Genomic DNA, 25,989 nt, shown 5'->3' on the forward strand with positions numbered 1-25,989 from the left:
ACTGAGCCTTACCTCACAAGCTCGCCGTCAGCGGCAGGTTCTACGCTGGTTGGCGCCCGCCAACGGAGGCGGGCCGTCGTCTGCCGAGTGAGGAATGGGCTGAGATGCCTGAGTTCGCGTACACCGATCTGCTCCCCCAGGGAGAGGACACCACCCCGTACCGGCTGGTGACCTCCGAGGGTGTCTCCACGGTCGAGGGGCCGGACGGGCGGACCTTCCTCCAGGTGGAGCCGGAGGCGCTGCGCAAGCTCGCCGAGGAGGCCATCCACGACATCCAGCACTACCTGCGCCCGGCCCACCTCGCGCAGCTGCGCCGCATCATCGACGACCCCGAGGCGTCGTCCAACGACAAGTTCGTGGCGCTGGACCTGCTGAAGAACGCGAACATCGCGGCTGCGGGCGTGCTGCCGATGTGCCAGGACACGGGCACGGCGATCGTGATGGGCAAGCGCGGGCAGAACGTGCTGACGCAGGGCCGTGACGAGGAGGCCCTGAGCCGCGGCATCTACGACGCGTACAAGAACCTGAACCTGCGCTACTCGCAGATGGCCCCGCTCACCATGTGGGACGAGAAGAACACCGGCTCCAACCTGCCCGCGCAGATCGAGCTGTACGCGGCCGACGGCGGCGCCTACAAGTTCCTCTTCATGGCGAAGGGCGGCGGCTCGGCCAACAAGTCGTTCCTGTACCAGGAGACGAAGGCCGTCCTGAACGAGTCCTCCATGATGAAGTTCCTGGAGGAGAAGATCCGTTCGCTGGGTACGGCGGCCTGCCCGCCGTACCACCTGGCGATCGTGGTCGGCGGCACGTCCGCCGAGTACGCGCTGAAGACCGCCAAGTACGCCTCCGCGCACTATCTGGACGAGATCCCGGCCGAGGGTTCCGAGCTCGGGCACGGCTTCCGGGACAAGGAGCTGGAGGAGAAGGTCTTCGAGCTGACGCAGAAGATCGGCATCGGCGCGCAGTTCGGCGGCAAGTACTTCTGCCACGACGTGCGCGTGGTGCGCCTGCCGCGGCACGGCGCGTCCTGCCCGGTCGCCATCGCCGTGTCCTGCTCCGCCGACCGCCAGGCCGTCGCGAAGATCACCGCCGAGGGCGTCTTCCTGGAGCAGCTCGAGACGGACCCGGCGCGCTTCCTGCCGGAGACGACCGACGAGCACCTCGACGAGTCCTCCGACGTGGTGAAGATCGACCTCAACCAGCCGATGGACACGATCCTCGCCGAGCTCACCAAGTACCCGGTGAAGACCCGCCTGTCCCTCACCGGCCCGCTGGTCGTGGCCCGCGACATCGCGCACGCCAAGATCAAGGAGCGGCTGGACGCGGGCGAGGAGATGCCGCAGTACCTGAAGGACCACCCGGTGTACTACGCCGGTCCGGCCAAGACGCCCGAGGGCTACGCGTCGGGCTCCTTCGGCCCGACCACGGCCGGCCGGATGGACTCCTACGTGGAGCAGTTCCAGGCGGCGGGCGGCTCCAAGGTGATGCTGGCCAAGGGCAACCGCAGCAAGCAGGTCACGGCCGCGTGCGACGCCCACGGCGGTTTCTACCTCGGCTCCATCGGCGGCCCGGCCGCCCGCCTCGCCCAGGACTGCATCAAGAAGGTCGAGGTCGTCGAGTACGAGGAGCTCGGCATGGAGGCCGTCTGGAAGATCGAGGTGGAGGACTTCCCGGCCTTCATCGTGGTCGACGACAAGGGCAACGACTTCTTCCAGGACCCGGCGCCGGCGCCGACGTTCACGTCCATTCCGGTGCGGGGGCCCGGGCTGGCGTAGTCCTTGCAGGCGGGGCGGGGACGAATTCGCCCCCGCCGCCCCTACCCGTCCCATCCCCCGGGGGCTGCCGCCCCGTCGACCCCGCCCGGAGGGGCTCCGCCCCCTGGACCCCCGATCGGCCCGAAAGGCCTCGTCCTGAAACGCCGGACGGGCTGAGCGGTGCCGTCGGACGGACAAGTCGAACGACGTCTTCCAGGACCCGGCGCCGGCGCCGACCTCACCTCGATCCCGGTGCGGGGGCCTGGGCCGGCGTAGTGCCTCGGGCGCGGCGGGAGGAGGATGTCGCCCCCCCCCGCCGCCCCTGCCGGTTCCCCTCCCCCTTCACGTCCATTCCGGTACGGGTCCCGGACTCGCCCGACGACGGCGGTGATGATTCGCCTCCACGGGGAACAGTGGTCGCGGCGCGGACGCTGTGACACGTGGAGGTGATCGTCGATGACCGACGAGCAGGACAGGACCGAGTACCGCACCGAGCACGACTCCATGGGCGAGGTGCGGGTGCCCGCGCACGCCAAGTGGCGGGCGCAGACCCAGCGGGCCGTGGAGAACTTCCCCGTCTCCGGGCAGCGCATCGAGCGCGCGCACATCGAGGCGCTGGCCCGGATCAAGGGGGCGGCGGCCAAGGTCAACGCCGAGCTGGGGGTCCTGGACAAGGACATCGCCGGGGCGATCCAGGAGGCGGCCGGGGAGGTCGCCGAGGGGAAGTGGGACGAGCACTTCCCGGTCGACGTGTTCCAGACCGGGTCCGGCACCTCGTCCAACATGAACACCAACGAGGTCATCGCCACCCTCGCGACCGAGCGCCTGGGCAGCGGCGTGCACCCGAACGACCACGTCAACGCCTCCCAGTCGTCCAACGACGTCTTCCCGTCCTCGATCCACATCGCCGCCACGGCCGCCGTGACGCGCGACCTCGTCCCGGCGCTGGAGCACCTCGCCGCCTCCCTGGAGCGCAAGGCCGAGGAGTTCGCCGACGCCGTGAAGTCCGGGCGGACGCACCTCATGGACGCCACGCCCGTGACGCTGGGCCAGGAGTTCGGCGGGTACGCGGCCCAGGTGCGGTACGGCATCGAGCGGCTGGAGGCCTCCCTCCCCCGGCTCGCCGAACTGCCCCTCGGCGGCACGGCCGTCGGCACCGGCATCAACACCCCGCCCGGCTTCTCCGCCGCCGTGATCGAGGAGGTCGCCCGCACGACCGGGCTGCCCCTCACCGAGGCCCGGAACCATTTCGAGGCACAGGGCGCCCGGGACGGCATCGTCGAGACCAGCGGGCAGCTGCGCACCATCGCGGTCGGGCTGACGAAGATCGCCAACGACCTGCGCTGGATGTCCTCCGGACCGCGCACCGGTCTCGCGGAGATCGCCCTGCCCGACCTCCAGCCCGGCTCGTCGATCATGCCGGGCAAGGTGAACCCGGTCATCCCGGAGGCCGTGCTGATGGTCGCCGCCCAGGTCGTCGGCAACGACGCCACCGTCGCCACGGCGGGCGCCGCCGGGAACTTCGAGCTCAACGTGATGCTGCCGGTCATCGCGAAGAACGTGCTGGAGTCGGTCCGGCTGCTCGCCAACGTGACCCGGCTGCTCGCCGACCGGACCGTCGACGGCATCACCGCGAACCGCGAGCGGGCGCGGGAGTACGCCGAGTCCTCCCCCTCCGTCGTCACGCCGCTCAACAAGTACATCGGCTACGAGGAGGCCGCGAAGGTCGCCAAGAAGGCCCTGGCCGAGCGGAAGACGATCCGTCAGGTCGTACTGGACGGCGGATACGTGGAACGCGGCGACCTGACCGCGGACCAGCTCGACGAGGCCCTGGATGTCCTGCGGATGACACACCCGTGACGAGGGGACGCGTTCGTGTGCCCGGCGCGTGAACCGTGACACGCACCGCAGCGTCGTATGCCTACGGCACCTAATATCTGTTCATGGCAGACGGTGGAGCGATGAGACGCGTGGAAACGGGTGGTGCGGCAGGCTTCTGGGCGCCCGGGAGCCGGATCCTGTGGCGGTACCGGGAGAACGGCGGCACGCAGGTGCACATCGCGCGCCCCGTCACCGTCGTCCGGGACGACGCCGACCTGCTCGCCGTGTGGCTGGCGCCCGGCACCGAATGTGTGAAACCCGTGCTCGCCGACGGCACGCCCGTGCATCTGGAACCGCTGGAGTCGCGCTACACCCGACCGCGGACCGTACAGCGCGACCGGTGGTTCGGCACGGGTGTGCTGAAGCTGGCCCGGCCCGGCGAGCCCTGGTCGGTGTGGCTGTTCTGGGAGCCGGGCTGGCAGTTCAAGAACTGGTACGTGAACCTGGAGGAGCCGCTGGCCCGTTGGGCGGGCGGCGTCGATTCCGTCGACCACTTCCTGGACATCTCCGTGCATCCCGACCGCAGTTGGCACTGGCGGGACGAGGACGAGTTCGCCCAGGCCCGGCGGGACGGGCTGATGGACGACCAACAGGCGGAAAAGGTACGGGCGGCGGGGCGGGACGCGGTGGAGGTGATCCGCGCCTGGGGGCCGCCGTTCTCGGAAGGCTGGCAGCACTGGCGCCCGGATCCGTCCTGGGCGGTACCGTCACTGCCGGAGGACTGGGATCGTACGCCCGCGCATGTGTCCTCATGAGACCCTTGATGCGCCCCCGGGCAAGAAACGTAGGATCGTCCTCCGCAAGGGCGCGCGGCGGCAACTACCGGAGCACGCGCTGGGCTTGACCGATCGTCACCGAGGGGCGGCAGGACGTGAGCGAGGGGTACGAGGGCAACACCGGCAGGGCCTGCGCCACGGGCCACTGGGGCCGTCAGACGGCCCCAGTGGGCCGCAGACGGTCCGCCGGCGGCACAGGAACAACCTCTGACCACGCGGGAATTCCGTTCCTGGGGCACGTAATCCGGGTATCGGAGTTTCGGCGGGACCAACTGCGCGCGCGGCGCGCAGCCCCGGACGGATGGATTCGACACGCGTGACGGAGCAGCCGACCTCGTTCGAACGCCCCCAGACGGGCGTGGACCCCGTGGATCCCCGCGGGGCGTTCGTGCATACCCCGACACCGGCGCGTGCGCCCGGCGCCGGCGCCTTACCGGTACAGGGCCGCCCCGGCGGCGATGTCACCGTTCCGGTCACGACGGCACACAGCACGCCGGGCACGTCGGAGCCCGGCACCTCCACGCCGTTCGGCAAGGGCAAGGACACCGTGAGCGATCCCGCCTTCGAGCACTCCCAGCCGGGTGCCGAGCAGACCGCCGAGCGCGACACGCCTCGGCCGCGCCCCGCCCCCGAGGGCATTCCGGTCCAGCCGGCCGACGAACAGGACCGGCCCGGGATGAACACCGACGGGCAGGAGCGCCGCAGCGGCCAGAGCCTGCCGCCCGGCCGGCCCACGCCCATGCGGCGGGACGGCGACCGGCTGAGGTTCGTGGGGGCCGCCACCCGGCGGATCGCCCGCGGCATCGACCTCGACGAGATCGTGATGGGGCTGTGCCGGGCGACCGTGCCCACCTTCTCCGACGCGATCCTGGTCTATCTGCGCGACCCGCTGCCCGTCGGCGACGAGCGGCCCACCGGCCCGCTGGTGCTGCGGCTGCGCCGCACCGACCGGATACCGGCGGAGCGCGACACCGAGAACGGCTTCCAGCCGGCCGCTCAGCCCGAACCGAACGAGCTGGACACGGTCGGGGCGGAGCTGTGCGAAGTGCGGCCCGGCAGCGCGCTCGCCGAGGTGCTGCGCGGGGTGCGCCCGGTCTTCACCGACGCCCCCGCGGCCCGTGCGGCACTGCCGGAACTGCTGGGTGACGGCGGCGAGTTCGCCGTGCCGGACGGGCAGCGCGCGATCCTCGCCCCGCTGCGCGGCCGGCGCCGGGTCATCGGTGCCGCCCTGTTCCTGCGCCGCCCCGAACGCATCGCGTTCGAGGCCGACGACCTCCTGGTGGCCGCCCAGCTCGCCACGCACAGCGCCCTCGGCATCGACAAGGCCGTGCTCTACGGCCGCGAGGCCTACATCGCGGACGAGCTCCAGCGCACCATGCTGCCCGAGACCCTGCCCCGCCCCACGGGCGTGCGGCTGGCCTCCCGCTACCTGCCGGCCGCGGAGACGGCCCGGGTCGGCGGCGACTGGTACGACGCGATCCCGCTGCCCGGCAGCCGGGTCGCCCTGGTCGTCGGTGACGTCATGGGCCACTCCATGACGTCGGCCGCCATCATGGGCCAGCTGCGCACCACGGCCCAGACCCTCGCCGGCCTCGACCTGCCGCCGCAGGAGGTCCTGCACCACCTCGACGAACAGGCCCAGCGCCTCGGCGTGGACCGTATGGCGACCTGCCTCTACGCCGTGTACGACCCGGTATCGCACCGCATCACCATCGCCAACGCCGGTCATCCGCCGCCCGTCCTGCTCCACCTGGGCGGCCGCGCCGAGGTGCTGCGCGTCCCCGCCGGTGCCCCGATCGGGGTCGGCGGCGTGGACTTCGAGGCCGTGGAGCTGGACGCGCCCGCCGGTGCGACCCTGCTGCTCTACACCGACGGCCTGGTCGAGTCGCGGCTGCGCGATGTGTGGACCGGCATCGAGCAGCTGCGGGAGAAGCTCGCCGCGGTCGCGCAGCTCACCGGGCCGGACCATCCGCCGCCCCTGGAAGCGCTGTGCGACGAGGTGCTCGACATGCTCGGCCCGGGCGACCGGGACGACGACATCGCGCTGCTCGCCGCCCGCTTCGACGGGATCGCCCCCAGCGACGTGGCGTACTGGTTCCTGGAGCCGGAGGACGCCGCCCCTGGCCGTGCCCGCCGGCTGGCCCGGCGTGCGTTGCAGCGCTGGGGCCTGGAGGAGCTCAGCGACTCCGTCGAGCTGCTCGTCAGCGAGGTCGTCACCAACGCCGTGCGGTACGCCTCGCGGCCGGTGACGCTGCGTCTGCTGCGCACGGACGTGCTGCGCTGCGAGGTCGGCGACGACGTGCCGCAGCTGCCGCGGCTGCGCCAGGCACGCGCCACCGACGAGGGCGGGCGCGGGCTGTACCTGGTGAACCGGATGGCCCGGCGCTGGGGCGCGACCCGGCTCAGCACGGGCAAGGTGGTGTGGTTCGAGCTGAACCGCGGCTGACGAAGCCGTAGGGACGAAGCGAAGGGCGCCCGGTGTGCACCGGGCGCCCTTCGGCGTCTCCTGCTCGTCTACTCGTCGTCGCCCGGCCTGATCGGCTCGAACGGGTCGCCTCCGTCACCCGGCGGTGTCGTCTGCGGCGACGTCGGCGGGGTGAGGGTGGGCGGTGTCGTCGACGGGGACGGCGGCGGGGACGACGAGGGCTTCTCCGTCGTCGGCGGCGGGGACGACGACGGCTCCTCGGTCGTCGGCTCCTGCGTCGGCTCCTCGGTCGGCGACTGCGAGGGCGTCGGCGTCCAGGTCGGCTGGACGGCGGCGCCCTGCTGGGTGTCCAGGTCGAACTCGTCGACGTCGCCCATCACACCGAAGGTGTACGCCGCCCAGATCTGCGCCGGGAACCCGCCGCCGTTGACGCGGGGCTCGCCGCCCGCCTTGTACATCGGGACCTGGGCGTGGGTCTTGGCGTCCTCGCCGAACAGGCCGACCGAGGTGACCAGGCCGGGCGTGTAGCCGGTGAACCAGGCCGACTTGTTGTTGTCGGACGTACCCGTCTTGCCCGCGACCTGCTGGCCGTTGCGGCGGGGGTTGTTGGCCACGGACGTCTGGGCGGTGCCGTCGTCGACCACGCCGGTCAGCACCGAGGTGACCGAGTCGGCGGCCTCGCGGCTGATGACCTGGTCGCCGACCGGGTCGGGCATGGTGACGCTCTGGTTCAGGCGCTCCGCCGACTTCACGAGGGCCGGGGTGACCTTCTTGCCGTGGTTGTCGAGGGTCGCGTAGACACCGGCCATCTGCAGGGGGCTCGCGCCCATGCTGCCCAGGGTCTGCGCGGGCACGGCCTCCATGTTCTCGGTGTCCATGCCGAGCTTGCCGGCGACCTTGACCACCTCGGACATGCCGACGTCGACGCCCATCTGCGCGAAGACGGAGTTGACGGACTTGTTCATCGCCGTCTGGACGGAGATCGGGCCGTAGTTGCGGTCGTCCTCGTTCTCGGGGGCGAAGCCGACCTTGGTGCCGTCCTCCACGACCTGGCGCTTGCTGGTGCCGTCGTAGACCGTGTTCGCGGTGATCGGCTTGCCGCTCTGCGTCGTCGCCCGCGCCTCCAGGGCCGCGGCCAGGATGACCGGCTTGAAGGTGGAGGCGGGCTGGTAGTCGGCGCGGGTCGCGTTGTTCATGTAGTGCTTGAAGTAGTCCTCGCCGCCGTACATCGCGACCACCGCGCCGGTCTTGGGGTTCACGGACGCGGCACCGGCCTGGACGTCTGCGTCGACCTTGCGCTTGTCGGGGTCGAGCTTGCTGTTCAGCTGCCGCTGGACGGACTTCTCCAGCGCCGCCTGCTTCTTCTTGTCGATGTTGAGCGTCAGGGTCCAGCCGCCGGCGTTGACCAGCGCCTCGGCCTCCTTGGTGCTGTCGGCGGTGCCGTCGGCGACGAGCTGCTTCTCCAGCGCCGAGTTGGCCGCGTTGACCAGGTAGCCCTTCTGGCCCTCCATGCCGGGGGCGGGCTTGGGCTCCTCGGGCACCGGGAACTTCGTCCCGGCCCGCTCGGACGCGCTCAGCCAGCCCTCTTCGACCATGTTGTCCAGGACGTAGTTCCAGCGCGCCTTCACCAGCTTCTTACCGTTCTCCGAGGCGGCGGCCCAGTCGTACTGGCTGGGGGCCTGGAGCAGCGCGGCGAGGTAGGCGCCCTGCGCGACGGTGAGCTTCTCGGCGTCCTTGCCGTAGTAGGCCTGGGCGGCGGCCTGGATGCCGTAGGCGTTGCGGCCGTAGTAGCTGGTGTTGATGTAGCCGGCGAGGATGTAGTCCTTGGACTTCTCCCGGTCCAGCTTCAGCGAGATGACCAGTTCCTTGAGCTTGCGCGAGACGGTCTGTTCCTGCGTCAGGTAGTAGTTCTTGACGTACTGCTGGGTGATGGTCGAACCGCCCTGCGCGCCCCGGCCGGAGACCGTGTTGAACAGACCCCGGGCGGTGCCCTTGAAGTCGACGCCGGCGTCCTTGTAGAAGGTCTTGTTCTCGGCCGCGACGAACGTCATCCGCACCTCCTTCGGGACCCGGGACAGATCGACGTTCTCGCGGTTGACCTTGCCGTCACGGGCCATGATCGAACCGTCGCTGTACTTGTAGATGTTGCTCTGACGCTTGGCGTCGGCGTTCCCCTCGGGGATGTCGATCACCATGTACAGCACGATGAAGGCGCCCATGCCCAGCAGGCACAGGCCGAGGAAGGTGCCGAGGATCTTCTTCCAGGTGAAGAGCCTGCGTATGCCGCTCTTCCCGGCCGCGGCCGACGAACGGTGGCTCTTGGGTGCCGCCCGGCGCCCACCGCGCTGTCGGGCGCGTCTTTCTTCCGCTCGTCCCATGAGTCCGATCTGCTCCGCTTCGTTCATGTGTGCTCACAAGTCACACAGGTTCGCCGCTCAGGTCAGCTCAGAAAGCTAACACCGGGAGATAAGAGATAGGGCTGCCGATCCGGTCCTTTGCGGACGTGACAATCAGCACCCATCCCACCGGAACCGACGTACGAGACACCCGCAGGGTTGCCAGAACGCGGAAAAGTGATATCACTTAGCTAGACAGAAGCTATGCAGGAGTGGCTTCGACAGAAGAACGGGGGACCACCCATGTCCACACACGACACGCAGGTCACCGCCGACGTGCCCGAGATGCCGACGCCACGCGTGCGGGAGTTCACCGCGCACAGCATCGGCGGCGGGCTCGCCCTGCTGCTCGGACTGCTCGGGCTGCTGGCCGGCGCCGGGCTGATCGCGGCCGCCACCTCGGTGGACCCGGCCGGAGCGAAGGCCGGGCTGATCATCGGCGGCATCCTGGTCGCCCTCGCGGCGTTCCTCGCCATGTGCGGGCTGAACATGGTGGCGCCGGGCGAGGCCCGCGTCGTCCAGCTCTTCGGCCGCTACCGCGGCACGATCCGGCAGGACGGCCTGCGCTGGGTGAACCCCTTCACCTCCCGCACGAAGATCTCGACCCGCGTGCGCAACCACGAGACCGCCGTCCTCAAGGTCAACGACGCCTACGGCAACCCGATCGAGCTCGCCGCGGTCGTGGTGTGGCGCGTCGAGGACACCGCCCAGGCCACCTTCGAGGTCGACGACTACATCGAGTTCGTCTCCACCCAGACTGAGGCGGCCGTGCGGCACATCGCCATCGAGTACCCCTACGACGCCCACGAGGAGGACGGCCTCTCGCTGCGCGGCAACGCCGAGGAGATCACCGAGAAGCTCGCCGTCGAACTGCACGCGCGCGTGGAGGCGGCCGGGGTGCAGATCATCGAGTCCCGCTTCACGCACCTCGCCTACGCCCCCGAGATCGCCTCGGCGATGCTCCAGCGGCAGCAGGCCGGGGCGGTGGTCGCGGCGCGTCGGCAGATCGTGGACGGCGCGGTGGGCATGGTGGAGGCCGCGATCGCCCGGATCACCGAGCGGGACATCGTGGAGCTGGACTCCGAGCGGAAGGCGGCCATGGTCTCCAACCTGATGGTGGTGCTGTGCGGTGACCGGGCCGCGCAGCCGGTCCTCAACACCGGGTCCCTCTACCAGTGACGGTCCCCGGCGAAGGTCCGGGCCCGCAGCGCCGGCCGCAGCAGCAGCGCAAGCAGGTGCTGCTGCGGCTGGACCCGGCGGTGTACGAGGCGCTCGCGCGGTGGGCCGGGGACGAACTGCGGTCGGCCAACGCGCAGATCGAGTTCCTGCTGCGCAAGGCGCTGGCGGAGGCGGGTCGCCTGCCGCGGGACACGGGACCGCTGCCCCGGCGCGGGCGGCCCCCCGGTCCTCCCGGAGGGTCCGCCCCCGGTCCACCCCCGGCCTGACCGCACGGGCTCCACGGCTGTTGCGGAACCGTGACAACCCGTCCCGACCTGCACAGCCGTACCGCCCGCCATGAGCTGCACACCCGGCGTATACACATCGCGTATACACCCCATGTACAGTCCTGCTCATGTCCATCGGTCACACTCTCCTGGGGCTCCTGGAGTCCGGCCCGCGCCACGGTTACGACCTGAAGCGGGCCTTCGACGAGAAGTTCGGTCATGACCGGCCCCTGCACTACGGCCAGGTCTACTCGACGATGTCCCGGCTGCTGAAGAACGGGCTCGTCGAAGTCGACGGCATCGAGGCGGGCGGCGGTCCCGAGCGCAAGCGGTACGCCATCACCGAGGCCGGCATCACCGACGTCGCGCGCTGGCTCGCCACGCCCGAGAAGCCGGAGCCGTACCTCCAGTCGACCCTCTACACCAAGATCGTCCTCGCGCTGCTCACCCACCGCGACGCCGGTGACATCCTCGACACCCAGCGCTCGGAGCACCTGCGCAGCATGCGGATCCTCACCGAACGCAAACGCAAGGGCGACCTGGCCGACCAGCTCATCTGCGACCACGCCCTGTTCCACCTGGAGGCGGACCTGCGCTGGCTGGAGCTGACCGCGGCGCGCCTGGAGAAGCTCCGTGAGGCGGTGACCCGGTGACGATTCCCGCTGGTTCGCTCCTCACCGCCCAGGACCTGCGCAAGGCCTACGGGCCGACGACCGCGCTCGACGGCGCCGAGTTCTCCATCCACCCGGGCGAGGTCGTCGCCGTGATGGGCCCGTCCGGGTCGGGCAAGTCGACGCTGCTGCACTGCCTCGCCGGGATCGTCATGCCCGACTCGGGCTCGATCACGTACAACGGGCGCGAGGTGACCTCGATGAGCGACGCCGAGCGCAGTGCGCTACGGCGCTCGGAGTTCGGGTTCGTGTTCCAGTTCGGGCAGCTCGTACCGGAACTGACCTGTGTGGAGAACGTCGCGCTGCCGCTCCGGCTGAACGGCTCCTCCCGCAAGGAAGCCGAGCGGGCCGCGCTGGCGTGGATGGAACGGCTGGAGGTCGACGACCTCCGCAAGAAGCGGCCCGGCGAGGTGTCCGGCGGTCAGGGTCAGCGGGTCGCCGTCGCGCGGTCGCTGGTGACCAACCCGCGGGTCGTCTTCGCCGACGAGCCGACCGGGGCGCTCGACTCGTACAACGGCGAGCGGGTGATGGAGCTGCTGACGGACGCCGCCCGGTCCGCCAACGCGGCCGTGGTCCTCGTCACGCACGAGGCGCGGGTGGCCGCGTACTCCGACCGCGAGATCGTCGTACGGGACGGCAAGTCCCGCGACATGGAGCGCGTCGTATGAGCATCGGGCAGTGGAGCCGGGACCTCGCCATGGGAGCCCGGTTCGCCCTCGCCGGAGGGCGCGAGGGGTGGACACGGTCGCTGCTCACGGCCGTCGGGGTCGGGCTCGGGGTGGCGCTGCTGCTGCTCACCACCGCCATCCCCAACGCGCTGGCGGAACGGGACCGGCGCGAGCAGGCGCGCAGCGACCACACGTTCAGCCAGCAGGACATACCGAAGGCCGACGACACGCTGATGATCGTGGACGCGGACACCACGTTCCGGGACCTGGACGTGCGCGGCAGGCTGCTGGAGCCGGAGGGTCCGCGGGCTCCGCTGCCGCCGGGGGTCGCAAAGTTCCCGGCGGCGGGCGAGATGGTCGTCTCCCCCGCGCTGAAGGAGCTGCTCTCCTCCGACGACGGCAAGCTGCTGCGCGAGCGGCTGGACTACCGCATCGCCGGCACCATCGGCGAGCAGGGGCTGGTCGGCTCACAGGAACTCGCCTACTTCGCGGGCGGCAAGGGGCTGGCCGAGCTGCTGGAGGGCCCCGCGAGCGGCGCCCGGATCGACCGCTTCGGCAACGAGGACCTGGGGTCGTCCGACGCCTGGGACCCGGTGCTGCTCCTGCTGGTCCTGGTCGTCTTCGTGGTGCTGCTGATGCCGGTCGCCGTGTTCATCGCCGCGGCCGTGCGGTTCGGCGGCGAGCGGCGTGACCGCAGGCTGGCGGCACTGCGCCTGGTCGGCTCCGACAGCCGGATGACCCGGCGGATCGCCGCCGGCGAGGCGCTCGCAGGTTCGGTGCTGGGGCTCGTCCTCGGCACCGGGTTCTTCCTGCTCGGACGCGAACTGGCCGCCTCCGCCGAGGTGTTCCACGTCAGCGTGTTCCCGAGCTATCTGAACCCCTCTCCGGTGCTGGCCGTCCTGGTCGCGCTGGCGGTGCCGGCGGCGGCGGTCCTGGTGACGATCCTCGCCCTGCGCGGGGTGGTCATCGAGCCCCTCGGCGTGGTGCGCACGGCCAAGCCCTCACGGCGGCGGCTGTGGTGGCGGCTGCTGCTGCCGCTGGGCGGCATCGCGCTGCTCTACCCGATGATCGGGCAGGGCGACGACGGCGGGAACTTCAACCAGTACCTCGTCGTCGGCGGCGTGATGCTCCTGCTGGTCGGCGTCACGGCACTGCTCCCCTGGGTGGTGGAGACGGTCGTGGCCCGGCTCGGCTCGGGCGGGGTCGCCTGGCAACTGGCGGTTCGCCGCCTCCAGTTGAGCAGCGGCGCGGCGGCCCGGATGGTCAACGGCATCGCGGTCGCGGTGGCCGGTGCGATCGCCCTGCAGATGCTGTTCGCCGGGGTGGACGGCAACTACACCCGGGCGTCGCAGTACGACGTCTCCCGTGCCCAGATGAGCGTGGACGTGCCGGACGGCTCCGACCCCTCGGCCATCATCGGCAAGTACCGCGAGACCGAGGGCGTGCGCAAGGTCACCGCCCTGTCCGACGTCTATCTCTTCGACCGGGGCAGCGAGGACTCCTCCGTCCAGATCACCCTGGCCGACTGCGCGTCACTACGGGAGGTGGCCACCCTCCCCTCCTGCCACGACGGGGACATCTTCGCGGCCAAGGGCTCGGAGTACGACAGCGCGAGCGACCACCTGGCCGAACCCGGCACGACCCTGTGGACGCCCGAACCGGACGGCGACACCGCACGCTCGGGCGAGCGCCCGGTCTCCTGGACCGTGCCGCAGGACATCCGCCAGGCCCAGTCCCGCGAGGACCCCACCGGGTACGAGCGCGGCGGCATCCTGGTCACGCCCGGCGCGCTGCCCGGGAAGCTGGCGGCGTTCACGTCCGCGCGGCTCTTCCTGAGCCTGGACCTCTCGGTCCCGGACGCCTACGACCAGGTGCGCAACACGGCCGCGCGGCTCGACCCCGCGGTCCAGCCCATGACCTGGCACAGCATCGAGAGCAACGACCGCTACGCCACGATCCGCACGGGCCTGTCCGTCGGCTCCGCCTGCGTGCTGGCGCTGATCGGGGCGAGCCTGCTCGTCTCGCAGCTGGAACAGCTGCGCGAACGCCGCAAGCTGCTGTCGTCCCTGGTCGCCTTCGGCACCAGGCGCCGCACCCTCGGCCTGTCGGTGCTGTGGCAGACGGCGATCCCCATCGGTCTCGGCCTGCTGCTCGCCGCGACGGTGGGCATCGCCCTGGGCGCGGTCCTGCTGCGGATGACCAACACCTCGGTCCGGGTGGACTGGCCGAGCGTGCTGTCGATGACCGGCATCGGCGCCGGTGTCGTCCTCGTGGTGACGCTGCTGAGCCTGCCTCCGCTGCTGAGGCTGATGCGGCCCGACGGGCTGCGCACCGAGTAGCAGCGGTACGCGCCGCCCGTACGGGTCGTCAGGTGTCCTGCTCCAGGACCCGTACGGGCAGCGGGCGCAGCGCCTGCCGCAGGGCGGCCGCCAGTTCCTCGTACTCCGCGCCGCGCGCGGCCCCCACCCGCATCGCCAGTGCGATCCGGCGGGTGGGGGCCGGGTCGGCGAAGTACCCGGTGAGGAGCTGGTTGCTGCGGGAGGTCTCGACCTTCAGGGCGGTGCGCGGCAGTAGTGTGACGCCGAGCCCGCCCGCGACGAGCTGCACCAGCGTGGACAGGCCCGCGGCGGTCGTGGTGACCGGTACGTCGTCGCGGCCGGCCTCCCGGCAGATGTCGAGGGCCTGGTCGCGCAGGCAGTGGCCCTCGTCCAGCAGCAGCAGGTTCAGCTCGCGCAGCGCCTGGCGTGGAATGCCCTCCCGCCCGCCGAGCCCGTGGTCCAGCGGCGTGACAAGCACGAAGTCCTCGTCGAACAGCGGCAGTTCGCTGACACCCGGGACGCCCAGCGGCACGGCGAGCAGCAGGAGGTCGAGCCGGCCGCCGGCGAGGCCGTCGAGCAGGCTGGCGGTCTGCTCCTCGTGCACCTGGAGGTCGAGGTGCGGATACCGCTCGTGGACGAGGCGCAGGACCGTCGGCAGCAGATAGGGCGCGACCGTCGGGATCACGCCGAGCCGCAGCGCCCCGGTGAAGGGCGCCCGGACCGCCTCGGCCTCCTCCATGAGCGCCTCCACCTCCCCCAGAACCGCCTTGGCCCGAACGGCGATCCGCTCACCCTCGGGTGAGAGCAGCACCTTGCGCGTCGTACGCTCGAGGAGCGTCACTCCGAGTGTCTCCTCCAGGGCCGACACCGCGCCCGAGAGGGCGGGCTGGCTCATGCCGATCGCCGCTGCCGCGTCACGGAAATGAAGGTGTTCGGCCACCGCGGCGAACGCCCGGAGCTGGGCCAGGCTGGGCTGCCTGCGCTTATTACCGACAGTCACTGATAACTACCTCCGATCAACCCGACCGAGTGTAGCTATTTCCGTAATCAATCGAGCCTGTGCCAACATCAACACAGTCCAACCCATGGGAAACCCCCGCGATCCGGGAGTTTCTTCGCTGCAAGGAGTGTGTGTGCTCACCGTCGGTGACAAGTTCCCCGAGTTCGACCTGACCGCCTGCGTCTCGCTGGAGAAGGGCAAGGAGTTCCAGCAGATCGACCACAAGACCTACGAGGGTCAGTGGAAGGTCATCTTCGCGTGGCCCAAGGACTTCACCTTCGTGTGCCCGACCGAGATCGCCGCCTTCGGCAAGCTGAACGAGGAGTTCGCGGACCGCGACGCGCAGGTCCTCGGCTTCTCCGGTGACTCCGAGTTCGTCCACCACGCCTGGCGCAAGGACCACGACGACCTGCGCGACCTGCCGTTCCCGATGATGGCCGACTCCAAGCACGAGCTGATGCGCGACCTCGGCATCGAGGGCGAGGACGGCTTCGCCAAGCGCGCGGTGTTCATCGTGGACCAGAACAACGAGATCCAGTTCTCCATGGTGACCGCGGGCTCGGTCGGCCGTAACCCGAAGGAGGTCCTCCGGGTCCTGGACGCGCTCCAGACGGACGAGCTCTGCCCCTGCAACTGGTCGAAGGGCGACGAGACCCTCGACCCCGTCGCGCTGCTCTCCGGGGAGTGATCTGACATGTCGCTGGACGCCCTGAAGTCCGCCATACCGGACTACGCCAAGGACCTGAAGCTCAACCTGGGCTCGGTCATCGGCAACTCCGACCTGCCGGCCCAGCAGCTGTGGGGCACGGTGCTGTCGACGGCCATCGCCTCGCGCTCCCCGATCGTGCTGCGCGAGCTGGAGCCGGAGGCGAAGGCGAACCTGTCGCCGGAGGCGTACACGGCCGCCAAGGCCGCCGCCGCGGTGATGGCGATGAACAACGTCTTCTACCGCACCCGTCACCTGCTGTCGGACCACGAGTACGGCACCCTGCGCGCGGGTCTGCGGATGAACGTCATCGGCAACCCGGGCGTCGACAAGGTCGACTTCGAGCTGTGGTCCTTCGCCGTCTCGGCCATCAACGGCTGCGGCATGTGCCTGGACTCCCACGAGCAGGTCCTGCGCAAGGCCGGCCTCGACCGCGAGGTCGTCCAGGAGGCCTTCAAGATCGCCTCCGTGATCCAGGCGGTCGGCGTCACGCTGGACGCCGAGGCGGTCCTGGCCGAGTAATCCCCGGCCGCACGCCTCACATCGCAGGGCCCCGCCCACCTGACCGGTGGACGGGGCCCTGCTGTCGTTTCGATGCCCGGCTACTGGGGCGGCGCCTCCGGGCCGGGCTCCGCACTCACCGCCGTGGCCCCGCGCGGCCGCACCGAATGCCGTAGTGCCGACTTCTGCGAGTACGACCGCAGATACCCGGCGACCGTGTTCGTCACCGCCACCAGCGGTACGGCGACCACCGCACCCCCGATGCCGGCCACCATCCCGCCCGTCGCGACCGCCAGCACCACCGCCAGCGGATGCACCCGGACGGCGCGCCCCAGGATGAACGGCTGCAGGATGTGCCCCTCGATCTGCTGCACCGCCAGCACCACCACCAGCGTCATGACGGCCGTGAACACGCCCTGGGTGACCAGCGCTACGACCACCGCCAGCGCCCCGGACACCACCGCGCCCACCAGCGGGATGAACGCGAACAGGAAGATGAACACCGCCAGCGGCACGGCCATCGGCACATCGAGGAAGTAGATGCCCAGCCCGATGAAGATCGCGTCGATCAGCGCCACGATCACCGTGCCCCGCACGTACGCCGTCAGCGTCCGCCACGCCGCCGGACCCGCCCCGGCCACTCCCGGCCGCGCCGCCGCGGGGACCAGCTTCAGCGTCCACTCCCAGATCCGCTTGCCGTCGTAGAGCAGGAACAGGGTGGAGAAGACCGCCAGCAGGATCCCGGTGAGCGTTTCGACGACGACGGTCACGCCTTCCAGCCCCGCCGAGGTGATCTGGTCCGTGTTGGCCCCGACCGCTTCACGCAGGTTCTTGGCGATCTCGTTGATCTGCTTGTCGGTGACGTGGAAGGGGCTGTTCAGCAGCCAGTTCCGCAACTCGTCGATGCCGTCCTGGATCTGGCCCGAGAGGTCGTCGATGTTCTCCATGACCTGCCAGGTCACGAACCAGCCGATGAGGCCGATGACGACGAAGCCGAGGATGGCCGTCAGCGCGGTCGCCGGCCCGCGCGGCACGCCGTGGCGCCGCAGCCGCGCCACCGTCGGCTGCAGTATCGCGGTGATGAGCAGCGCGATGACGAACGAGAGCACCACGAGCTGGACGGCGCTGATGACGCGCATCAGCACCCACAGGGTGCCCGCGAGGACGAGGAGCCGCCAGCCCGCCTCGGCCGCGACCCGCACACCCCACGGCACGGCCAGCGCGGGATCGGGGCGGGCGGCGACGTCGGGTGCGTAGTCCGGGGGCGGCGGCACGTGTTCGTCGGCGAGCGTCGGGGAGTCGGCGTCGTCCCGCTCCCGTTCGGCCTCGGCGCGGCGTGCGTTGTACCGCTCGCTCATCTCGGTCAGCCCGGCACCCAGCCGGCCGAGCCACCCTGGCACTCGCGACATGATCCGTCCTCTTCCCCCGTCTTGGCGCACCACTCCCCCGGGGAGCCGTCCGTCCGACCGTACATGGCGCGAGCCCCGCACCGGACGACGGTGCGGGGCTCGCGCGAAGCAACGGATCGGCCGTGGGGGCCGGTCGGCTCAGTACCAGTGGTTGGCCTGCCAGAACGACCAGGCGTCACAGGGGCTGCCGTAGCGGTCGTTCATGTAGTTGAGGCCCCACTTGATCTGGGTGGCCGGGTTGGTCTGCCAGTCGGCGCCGACGGACGACATCTTGGAACCGGGCAGCGCCTGGAACATGCCGTAGGCCCCGGAGGAGGGGTTGACCGCCTTGTAGTTCCAGTCGGACTCGTGGTCCACGATGTTGCTGAAGCACTGGAACTGACCCGACGGCACCAGCTGCCGTGCCATCGCCTGGATCTGGGCGATGCTGTAGGAGCTCGCGACGGGGAAGTCGGAGATGTCCTTGGAGCGGCTGGCGGCGGCCGTCTTGGCCTCCGCGCGCTCCTTGGCCGCTGCCTCGGCAGCCTTCTTCGCGGCTTCCTTCTTGGCGATGGCCGTCTCGGCGGCGGCCTTGCGGGCGGCCTCCTCGGCGTCCTTCTTCGCGCTCGCGTCCGCCTGGATGGCCTGTGCGTCGGCCTGCTGCGTCAGCGACGCGGTCTGTACCTGGGCCTGCTGGCCCGCGGGGATGTCCGCGAGCAGCGTGGCGCCGGTTGCCGTCGCTTCCGCGTCGTTGTTCTGCGCGGTGCTGCCCGAGGCAACGCCGACGACGCTTCCGACAGCGGTGACCGCCGTGGCCGAAGCCACTGCGAATCCCCGGACCGAGATCCGGCTCACACGGTTTTCCTTCCAGCATCGCCCGCTTCGGTGACCCTCGCGGACGCAATCGTGCCCCTGGCACTGGCCTCCCCAACTGCGGGGTCACGGGAGGCGCGGGCCCGGTGGGCAACTCCCCCGGAGGGAGCGCCGTGTGTAGCTCGGGCGGCATACGACATCGCTATGTAGTTGATGCTGATGCTTTTGTGGTGCCGTACCGCTGGGGGTACAGGTGTGTCGTATGCGGGGCCTGACAGGAGTGAGACTCTGCCGTAACCGGACGGGGCAAGGCAATTCTGAGTTGCGTGTGAAAGCTCACATCCCGTTTGACGCGGGAGATTCACAGAAACGCCTACATGCGAAGGCGCCGCCCGGCTAGGCTCTTCGCCTTTTCCGGACGGCGCCAACTATCCGATAACCGCCACGACTTGGTGCAGTCGGTCAGATCTGCCCGTCTTCGAGCATTTCGGTCACAAGGGCGGCGATCTGGGACCTCTCGGATCGCGTCAGGGTCACGTGCGCGAAGAGCGGATGCCCCTTCAGCTTCTCTACGACGGCGACGACACCGTCGTACCGGCCGACCCTGAGGTTGTCCCGCTGGGCCACGTCATGGGTGAGAACCACCCGTGAATTGGCCCCGATCCGGGACAGAACGGTAAGAAGTACGTTCCTTTCCAGCGACTGGGCCTCGTCCACGATCACGAACGCGTCGTGCAGCGAGCGGCCGCGGATGTGGGTGAGCGGCAGGACCTCCAGCATCCCGCGCGCGGTGACCTCCTCGATGACCTCACGGCTGGTGACCGCCGACAGCGTGTCGAACACGGCCTGCGCCCAGGGGCTCATCTTCTCGGCCTCGGAGCCCGGCAGATAGCCCAGCTCCTGCCCGCCCACCGCGTACAGCGGACGGAAGACCATCACCTTCTGGTGCTGACGGCGCTCCAGCACCGCCTCCAGGCCCGCGCACAGCGCCAGCGCCGACTTGCCGGTGCCGGCCCGGCCTCCCATCGACACGATGCCGACGTCCGGGTCGAGCAGCAGGTCGAGCGCGATCCGCTGCTCGGCACTGCGGCCCTTGATGCCGAACACCTCACGATCCCCGCGCACGACACGGATGTTGCCGTCGGGGGTGACCCGGCCGAGTGCCTTGCCGCGCTCCGACTGGATCATCAGGCCCGTGTGCACCGGCAGGCCGGCGGCCTCGGGGACGTGGACGTGCCCTTCCTCGAAGAGGATGTCCACCTGCTCGCCGGGCAGGGTCAGTTCGGACATTCCGGTCCAGCCGGAGGAGTCCGTGATGGCGAGTTCCGCGCGGTACTCCTCGGCGAGGAGTCCGACGGAGGACGCCTTGATCCTGAGCGGGAGGTCCTTCGACACGACGGTGACGTCGAACCCCTCGGCCTGCAGGTTGCGGGCGACCGCGAGGATGCGGGAGTCGTTGTCCCCCAGGCGGTAGCCGCTGGGCAGCACGCTGGGGTCCGAGTGGTTGAGCTCGACACGGACGGTCCCGCCCAGATCCCCGATCGGGATGGGGGCGTCGAGGCGACCGTGCCGGACGCGGAACTCGTCGAGCAGGCGCAGGGCCTGCCGGGCGAAGTAGCCGAGTTCGGGATGGTGCCTCTTGGCCTCCAGTTCCGTGACCACGACGATGGGGAGCACGACCTCGTGCTCGTCGAAGCGGTTCAGGGCGTTCGGGTCGGCCAGCAGGACGCTGGTGTCGAGAACATAGGTGCGCCGGTCGGGCTTGTGGCGCTTTGTGCTGGTCACCACGGAAGGACGTACCCCCTCGGATGAGGTCGGGGAGCGACGGTATGGAGCTGGACCGGTCGTCGGCCGCCCTGCGCGGGCCGAGAACCGGCCCTCCGCCTCTTCGTCCGTGCTGTGACCGCACGATCGGGCTGGTGCAAAGGGCCTCCCGGGCGGACGGCCCCGTGCCGTCCGCTGAGATCCGACACCCGTGGTTCGGGCGTCGACCTGTCTGGGTTATGCCCTCGAACGAGCGTCGCCATGCCACGGCATATGACGGCGACCCGGTGAACTCCGTGTTACGCCCGTCTTCAAGGGGGTACCGGGAGGTGTTGCGACGTGGGACGTCCTGTGTCCCCGGGGGTGTCAGCCGCCGTAGCGCCGGTGGCGGGCCGCGTAGTCGCGCATGGCGCGCAGGAAGTCGACCTTGCGGAACGCCGGCCAGAACACGTCACAGAAGTAGTACTCGGAGTGTGCGGTCTGCCAGAGCATGAATCCGGACAGCCGCTGCTCGCCACTGGTGCGGATCACCAGGTCGGGGTCGGGCTGGTGGCTCGTGTAGAGGTGACGCCCGATCATGTCGGTGTCGACGGCCTCGGCGAGCGCCTCCATCGAGGTGCCCTTCTCCTGGGCGTCGAGCAGCATCGACCGCACGGCGTCGGCGATCTCCTGCCGTCCGCCGTAGCCGATGGCGACGTTGACCACTATCCCGTCGACGTGCGCCGTGGTCTCCTCGGCCTCCTTGAGGACCGTCTGCATCGCGGAGGGCAGCAGGTCGGGCGTGCCGACATGGTGCACGCGCCAGCGGCCGTCGGCGGCCAGGGTGCGGACGACGTCCTCGATGATGCCGAGCAGGGGGACGAGCTCTTCCTGCGGCCGGTCGAAGTTGTCCGTGGACAACAGCCAGAGGGTGACGACCTCGACGTCGGTCTCGGTGCACCAGCCGAGGAACTCCTCGATCTTCCCGGCCCCGGCCCGGTGACCGTCGACGGTGCTGGAACCGGCGGCCTTCGCCCAGCGCCGGTTGCCGTCCATGATGACGCCGATGTGCTTGGGCACCTGAGCGTGGTCCAGGTGACCTTCCACCCGGCGTGCGTACAGCCTGACCAGCAGGCCGCGCAGCTTGTCGCGCAGGTTCACGTGATTGTCAGCCCCTCCGTACGGATCGGACAGGCCGCGGCGTGCGGCCCGGTCTTGGCCGCGGGCGGTCCCTGCCCGTATGGCGGTCCCCGGGGGCGAAGCCTACCCCCGCCGCGGCCCTGGGCCGCCAACGAGGGCGGAACGATCGGTTCCGGCCGGTGGTTCGAGCCGCCCGGCGGACCAAGAAAAACGGGCCGGTCCGTGGGGGGGAGACGGACCGGCCCGAGGGGGGGTTTCCACCATAACCCTTCGTAAGTGATGCTGCGTGCATCGGCGTGCCACAACTACTCTCCGGAGCCGCCCGGCAACGCGGCGATGCCCACGGAAGCCTTCGTTCAGGGCTCGCTTCTGGCCGAAACACCGCGCATACGCTGGGGAAACGGGCGCCCCGGGGCGGGATCCGGAGGATTTGACGCACCTTGGGGCCCAGTCGGGTGACTTGTCACGGCATCCCCCCGATGGGTGAACCGGCCGCGCACGCCCCCTTGACCTTCACCCGACCTTCACCGCCCCCCGGGTCGGCTCCGATTCGCCGCTTTGCCGACTCGACATCGCCGGTGGACCGACTCGGTCGGGAGGCCATGGCACCGCGCAGCCCCCTCCACTGCGCGGTACCGCCCGCGCAGCTTTGCTCACGCGAATCACCCTGGTCCGAAGTTACGTGAGCGGCGGCGCGGAGGCGAGCTGTGAGCGATAACGATGTGAAAACCGTCGTCGGAAGATGCGCAAGTGCAGTGAGTGAAAAGAGTGACGCGCGAGCGGCATGGGCCGACCCGGGGCACAGGTCGGCACAGAGGACGGGATCTGTCCTCTTTGTTGTCTAGCGTCGCACCATGACGACGCCCGTGAAGATCACGTGGGACGCGGCGAGCGCGCGCCGGGCGGAGCGGCAGTTCCTGGCCGGGCCGGCCGGGTCCGGCACACCGGTCGCCGAGGTGGTCGGCGCGATGCTGGGCGCGCACGCGCAGGTGCTCTCCGCGGCCGAGGTGTCGGTGGGGATGCGGGCGGACGGCGTGACACGGGCGGACGTACGGGCCGCCCTCTGGGACGACCGGTCCCTGATCAAGACGTACGGCCCACGCGGCACCGTCCATCTCCTGGCGGCCCGGGAACTCCCCCTCTTCTCGGCGGCCTTGACCGCGGTGCCGACGGGGCCGAGTCCGTTTCCGCCCGGCGTACGGCTCACCGAGGAGCAGGCCGGCCAGGTCGTCACGGCGATCGGCGACGCGCTCGACGGCAGATTCCTGACCCTCGACGAGCTGTCCGAGGAGGTCGTCGCCCGCACGGGCCCCTGGGCCGGCGACCGTGTGATGCCCGCGTTCCAGGACCTGTGGCCGCGCTGGCGCCAGGTGATGCACCGGGCCGGCTGGGCGGGCACGCTGTGCTTCGGCCCGAACCGGGGGCGCAAGGCGACGTACACGCGTCCGGTGCCCGGCGACCTGGAGGCGGACCCGAGGGACGCGCTGGCTGCCTTCGTCCACCGCTATCTGCACGCGTACGGCCCGGCGACGCCGCAGCACTTCGCGCGCTGGCTGGCCGCGCCGCCCGGCTGGGCCACGGCGCTGTTCGGCGAACTGGCCTCGGCGGGCCGCATCGAGGAGGTCCTCTTCGAAGGGACACCGGCGTGGGTGGCGGCGGGCGACACCGACGTCCCGGAGGGCCCGGCGCGGGGTGTGCGGCTGCTCCCCTACTTCGACGCATACGTCATCGCCGGGCAGCCCCGGGAGCGGCTGTTCCCCGGGGCGGCGTACGAGCGCGCCCTCGGGGGCGGCCAGGCGGGCAACTACCCGGTGCTGCTCGTCGACGGTGTCGTGGCGGGGGTGTGGCACCAGCGGCGCCGGGGCCGTCGTACGACCGTCACGGTCGAGCCGCTCGTCCGGCTGACGGCACGGCAGGAACGGGAGCTGGGCGAGCAGGTGGAGCGGGTGGGTGAGGTGCTGGAGGCCGCGCCGGAACTGGTGGTGGGCGAGGTGACGGTGGGGCCGCACGCGTGACGACGGGTCCGCGGCGTCAGTCCGGCTTGCGGGCCTCGAAGAGGTGGCGGGTGCTGTGGGCGACGAAGGGACCCTCGGTGCGGATGCGCTGGTGCAGCTCCCGCAGCCGCTGCTCGTAGGCCTCGACGGTGAAGCCGGGGACCATCCAGACCACCTTGCGCAGGAAGTGCACGACCGCGCCGATGTCATGGAACTCCATGCGCAGCCGCTCCGCCCGCAGATCGACGACGTCGAGCCCGGCGGCCTCGGCGTCGGCACGCTCACGGTCGGGATGACGGGCGCCGCGCACGCCGTCCGGCTGGGGCCCGAGGAAGTACTCGACCAGTTCGAAGACGCTGCTCGGGCCGACGTGCTGGGCGAAGTACGTCCCGCCGGGCTGGAGGACGCGGGCGATCTCGTCCCAGTGCGGGCGGACGGGGTGACGGCTGACGACCAGGTCGAAGGCCCCGTCGGCGAAGGGCAGCGGGTCGTCCTCGGCGGCGGCGACGACGGCGACGCCGCGCGGACGGAGCAGGGCGGTGGCCTTGGCGACGTTGGGGGGCCAGCCTTCGGTGGCGATGGTGAGGAGGGGCGGCTTGGGGGCGGGGGCCATGGCGGCTTGACCCGTGGCGATGTCCGCGACCCTGGCGAGGGCGAAGTCCAGCACCTCTCCTCCCCCGGTCTGCACGTCGAGCACCGCACTCGCCCGGCAGAGCCGCTCGGACATCGACACGGCGTATCCCCAGGAGGGACGTGCTTCCGTCGCCCGGCCTTCGAACCAGGAGAAGTCCCAGCCGTCGGTGGGGACGGAGGCTCCTTCGGCGAGGAGGTCCTCGAAGGTGGCGGGGTGCGGGTTCCGGTGCTCTGCCATGGAGGGATGGTGACAGGGGGTGGACGGGGACGTCACGCGATTTCCGCTCACGCGAGGACGAGCATGACGTGCTCGTCGTCGCCGTGCCGGACGGTGCCGGTCCGCTGGAAGCCGTGCTTCTCGAGGAGGCGTACGGAGCCGGTGTTGTCGCCGACGGGGTCGGCGTGCAGGGGCCGGTTCTGCTCCCGCTCCAGGAAGAGGGCGAGGGCCCGGCTGCCGATGCCGCGGCCCCAGTACGGGCGTCCGAGCCAGTACCCGAGGAAGCGGCGGTCCGCGTCCCACCAGGCGACGACGCTGCCGGCGACTTCACCGTCGACGGTCACGGCCTGCACGAAGACGGTGTCGTCCCCGAGGACCTTGGTCTTCCAGTGCCGCAGGAACGCCTCGCGCGGCCGAGGGGTGAACCTCGACCGCCGAACGGCTTCCGGATCGTGCTCGTACGCCAGGAAGAACTCGAGGTCGGCCTCCACCACGTCTCGCAGGCGCACGTCCACGTCGTCATCGCTCATGCCCGGAGTGTGGCAGCGACCACTGACAACGAGGCTCCGCGAACGATCAGGGAACGAGCGGACGCACCTCTTCCGCCGCGAACCGTACGAATCCCTCCGGGTCGGGTTCGTCCGCCGTCGGTTGCAGGACGACGCTGTCGGCCCCGGCCTCGACCAGCCGCTCGACGGCCTTCGCGACGGCTCCGGCGTCTCCGGCGACCCCGAGGTCCGGTACGGAGTCGAGTCCCTCCGCGACGAGTTCCGCACGCAGCCGGGTGTCGGCGTCGGGCCCGGTGGCGGTGAGCAGGTAGACGACGACGGGGTGGTGCCCGGCCCCACGGCCGGCCGCCGCCCGCCCCTCCTCGACGAGCTGCCGTGCCGTGCGCACGCCCTCGGCGTTGGTGGCGGCGGTGAGGATGGTGCCGTCGGCGGCCTCGCCGGTGAGCCGCAGCGACCGCGGCCCGGTGGCCCCGGCCAGCACCCCGCTGGGCGGGCCGTCCGGCGGCCAGTCGAGAGCGACGTCGTCGAGCTTGACGTACCGCCCGTCGACCGTGACCCGCTCGCCGGCCAGCAGGGCCCGCAGCGCGAGGAGATGCTCTCGCAGCAGGGTGACGGGCGACTCCACGCGGGCGCCGACCTGCCCCATCCAGTCCTGCACACCATGCCCCACACCGAGGATCGCCCGCCCGGGGAACATCCGGTGCAGCGAGGCGGCCTCCATGGCGGTGATGGCCACGTTCCGCAGCGGCACGGGCAACAGCCCGACCCCGACCCGCACCCGCTCGGTCCACGCGAGGGCAGCGGCGGCGGTGGAGATGCCGCCTTCTCTGAAACAGTCTTCCCAGAGCCAGAGCTCATCGAGCCCGGCGTCATCGGCGAGCCGGGCTACGGGGCGGAGTCGCTCGGGGGCGAGTTGGGGGCGGAAGACTGCGCCTAGTGGGGTCATGTGGGATTTCCTACCCGTTCCGAGGAGGAACGGACAAGGAGTTTCAGGCCCCGCGGAGAGCCGGC

At 70.7% G+C, this 25,989-nt stretch carries 21 protein-coding genes; 12 read left to right on the plus strand and 9 right to left on the minus strand.

The genetic code is table 11. The annotated features are described in order from the left end of the window. The first annotated feature begins 104 nt into the window (after window positions 1-104). The 4 genes from IE153_RS25385 (at window position 105) to IE153_RS25400 (ending at window position 6,857) form a co-directional block, all read left to right on the plus strand. Window positions 105-1,775: a fumarate hydratase gene (locus IE153_RS25385; RefSeq protein WP_189592131.1), complete on the plus strand. Its 1,671-nt coding sequence runs from the start codon at window positions 105-107 to the stop codon at window positions 1,773-1,775. 435 nt (window positions 1,776-2,210) lie between these two features. Beyond that, window positions 2,211-3,614 (plus strand): class II fumarate hydratase, encoded by a 1,404-nt coding sequence (locus IE153_RS25390; RefSeq protein ID WP_189592132.1) that lies wholly within the window; start codon window positions 2,211-2,213, stop codon window positions 3,612-3,614. Window positions 3,615-3,697: 83 nt separating this feature from the next. Beyond that, window positions 3,698-4,390: a cytidylyl-2-hydroxypropylphosphonate hydrolase gene (gene fomD, locus IE153_RS25395; RefSeq protein WP_189592133.1), complete on the plus strand. Its 693-nt coding sequence runs from the start codon at window positions 3,698-3,700 to the stop codon at window positions 4,388-4,390. A 322-nt stretch (window positions 4,391-4,712) separates the two neighbouring features. Continuing rightward, on the plus strand, window positions 4,713-6,857 hold the full coding sequence (locus IE153_RS25400) for a SpoIIE family protein phosphatase (RefSeq protein WP_189592134.1): 2,145 nt from the start codon (window positions 4,713-4,715) through the stop codon (window positions 6,855-6,857). Window positions 6,858-6,925: 68 nt separating this feature from the next. On the opposite strand, the gene IE153_RS25405 is transcribed toward IE153_RS25400, so the two are convergent. After that, a complete protein-coding gene (locus tag IE153_RS25405) occupies window positions 6,926-9,214 on the minus strand; it encodes a transglycosylase domain-containing protein (protein WP_189592135.1) in 2,289 nt (762 codons plus the stop codon). Between the two features lie 261 nt (window positions 9,215-9,475). Here IE153_RS25405 and IE153_RS25410 point away from each other — a divergent pair, with 261 nt between their 5' ends. The 5 genes from IE153_RS25410 to IE153_RS25430 all read left to right on the plus strand — a co-directional run bounded on the left by IE153_RS25410 (window position 9,476) and on the right by IE153_RS25430 (window position 14,355). Further along, window positions 9,476-10,411: an SPFH domain-containing protein gene (locus IE153_RS25410; protein ID WP_189592136.1), complete on the plus strand. Its 936-nt coding sequence runs from the start codon at window positions 9,476-9,478 to the stop codon at window positions 10,409-10,411. After that, a complete protein-coding gene (locus IE153_RS25415; RefSeq protein WP_189592137.1) occupies window positions 10,408-10,677 on the plus strand; it encodes a type II toxin-antitoxin system antitoxin in 270 nt (89 codons plus the stop codon). Before IE153_RS25410 ends, IE153_RS25415 begins: the two co-directional genes overlap by 4 nt. A gap of 128 nt (window positions 10,678-10,805) precedes the next feature. Next, the gene (locus IE153_RS25420; RefSeq protein WP_189592138.1) at window positions 10,806-11,330 is read left to right on the plus strand and encodes a PadR family transcriptional regulator; all 525 of its coding nucleotides are present in this window, start codon (window positions 10,806-10,808) and stop codon (window positions 11,328-11,330) included. Next, window positions 11,327-12,016, plus strand: coding sequence for an ABC transporter ATP-binding protein (locus IE153_RS25425; protein ID WP_189592139.1), 690 nt, complete (start codon window positions 11,327-11,329; stop codon window positions 12,014-12,016). Before IE153_RS25420 ends, IE153_RS25425 begins: the two co-directional genes overlap by 4 nt. Then, on the plus strand, window positions 12,013-14,355 hold the full coding sequence (locus IE153_RS25430; RefSeq protein ID WP_189592140.1) for an ABC transporter permease: 2,343 nt from the start codon (window positions 12,013-12,015) through the stop codon (window positions 14,353-14,355). The genes IE153_RS25425 and IE153_RS25430 overlap by 4 nt, the downstream gene beginning before the upstream one ends. Window positions 14,356-14,383: 28 nt before the next feature. Here the strand turns inward: IE153_RS25430 and IE153_RS25435 are convergent, their stop codons facing one another. After that, entirely contained in the window at window positions 14,384-15,334 is a 951-nt protein-coding gene (locus IE153_RS25435) for a LysR substrate-binding domain-containing protein (RefSeq protein WP_097219884.1), read from the minus strand. Between the two features lie 133 nt (window positions 15,335-15,467). On the opposite strand from IE153_RS25435, the gene IE153_RS25440 reads away from it, so the two are divergent. Next, the gene (locus tag IE153_RS25440) at window positions 15,468-16,022 is read left to right on the plus strand and encodes a peroxiredoxin (protein WP_030842656.1); all 555 of its coding nucleotides are present in this window, start codon (window positions 15,468-15,470) and stop codon (window positions 16,020-16,022) included. Window positions 16,023-16,028: 6 nt separating this feature from the next. Then, a complete protein-coding gene (locus IE153_RS25445) occupies window positions 16,029-16,562 on the plus strand; it encodes an alkyl hydroperoxide reductase (RefSeq protein ID WP_031103031.1) in 534 nt (177 codons plus the stop codon). Window positions 16,563-16,642: 80 nt separating this feature from the next. Here the strand turns inward: IE153_RS25445 and IE153_RS25450 are convergent, their stop codons facing one another. The 4 genes from IE153_RS25450 to IE153_RS25465 all read right to left on the minus strand — a co-directional run bounded on the left by IE153_RS25450 (window position 16,643) and on the right by IE153_RS25465 (window position 21,646). Further along, window positions 16,643-17,950 (minus strand): AI-2E family transporter, encoded by a 1,308-nt coding sequence (locus tag IE153_RS25450; RefSeq protein WP_189592141.1) that lies wholly within the window; start codon window positions 17,948-17,950, stop codon window positions 16,643-16,645. Window positions 17,951-18,088: 138 nt separating this feature from the next. Further along, window positions 18,089-18,784, minus strand: a complete 696-nt coding sequence (locus tag IE153_RS25455; protein WP_189592142.1) for an aggregation-promoting factor C-terminal-like domain-containing protein — start codon at window positions 18,782-18,784, stop codon at window positions 18,089-18,091. A gap of 420 nt (window positions 18,785-19,204) precedes the next feature. Next, window positions 19,205-20,530, minus strand: coding sequence for an RNA 5'-3' helicase PhoH2 (gene phoH2 / locus IE153_RS25460; RefSeq protein WP_184908897.1), 1,326 nt, complete (start codon window positions 20,528-20,530; stop codon window positions 19,205-19,207). Window positions 20,531-20,872: 342 nt separating this feature from the next. Then, a complete protein-coding gene (locus tag IE153_RS25465; RefSeq protein ID WP_031103025.1) occupies window positions 20,873-21,646 on the minus strand; it encodes an isoprenyl transferase in 774 nt (257 codons plus the stop codon). 833 nt (window positions 21,647-22,479) lie between these two features. Here IE153_RS25465 and IE153_RS25470 point away from each other — a divergent pair. Then, complete coding sequence (locus IE153_RS25470) at window positions 22,480-23,640, plus strand: winged helix DNA-binding domain-containing protein (protein WP_189592143.1); 1,161 nt, start codon at window positions 22,480-22,482, stop codon at window positions 23,638-23,640. A 16-nt stretch (window positions 23,641-23,656) separates the two neighbouring features. On the opposite strand, the gene IE153_RS25475 is transcribed toward IE153_RS25470, so the two are convergent. From IE153_RS25475 to IE153_RS25485, 3 genes are read right to left on the minus strand one after another with little or no spacing between them, the layout of a single operon-like run. Next, window positions 23,657-24,490, minus strand: a complete 834-nt coding sequence (locus IE153_RS25475) for a class I SAM-dependent methyltransferase (RefSeq protein ID WP_189592144.1) — start codon at window positions 24,488-24,490, stop codon at window positions 23,657-23,659. 47 nt (window positions 24,491-24,537) lie between these two features. Next, window positions 24,538-24,999, minus strand: a complete 462-nt coding sequence (locus IE153_RS25480; protein WP_189592145.1) for a GNAT family N-acetyltransferase — start codon at window positions 24,997-24,999, stop codon at window positions 24,538-24,540. A 46-nt stretch (window positions 25,000-25,045) separates the two neighbouring features. Beyond that, the gene (locus IE153_RS25485) at window positions 25,046-25,924 is read right to left on the minus strand and encodes an LLM class flavin-dependent oxidoreductase (RefSeq protein ID WP_189592146.1); all 879 of its coding nucleotides are present in this window, start codon (window positions 25,922-25,924) and stop codon (window positions 25,046-25,048) included. Between the last annotated feature and the right edge of the window lie 65 nt (window positions 25,925-25,989).

Origin of the sequence: Streptomyces massasporeus (assembly GCF_014648995.1) — a bacterium.
Classification (GTDB): domain Bacteria; phylum Actinomycetota; class Actinomycetes; order Streptomycetales; family Streptomycetaceae; genus Streptomyces; species Streptomyces massasporeus.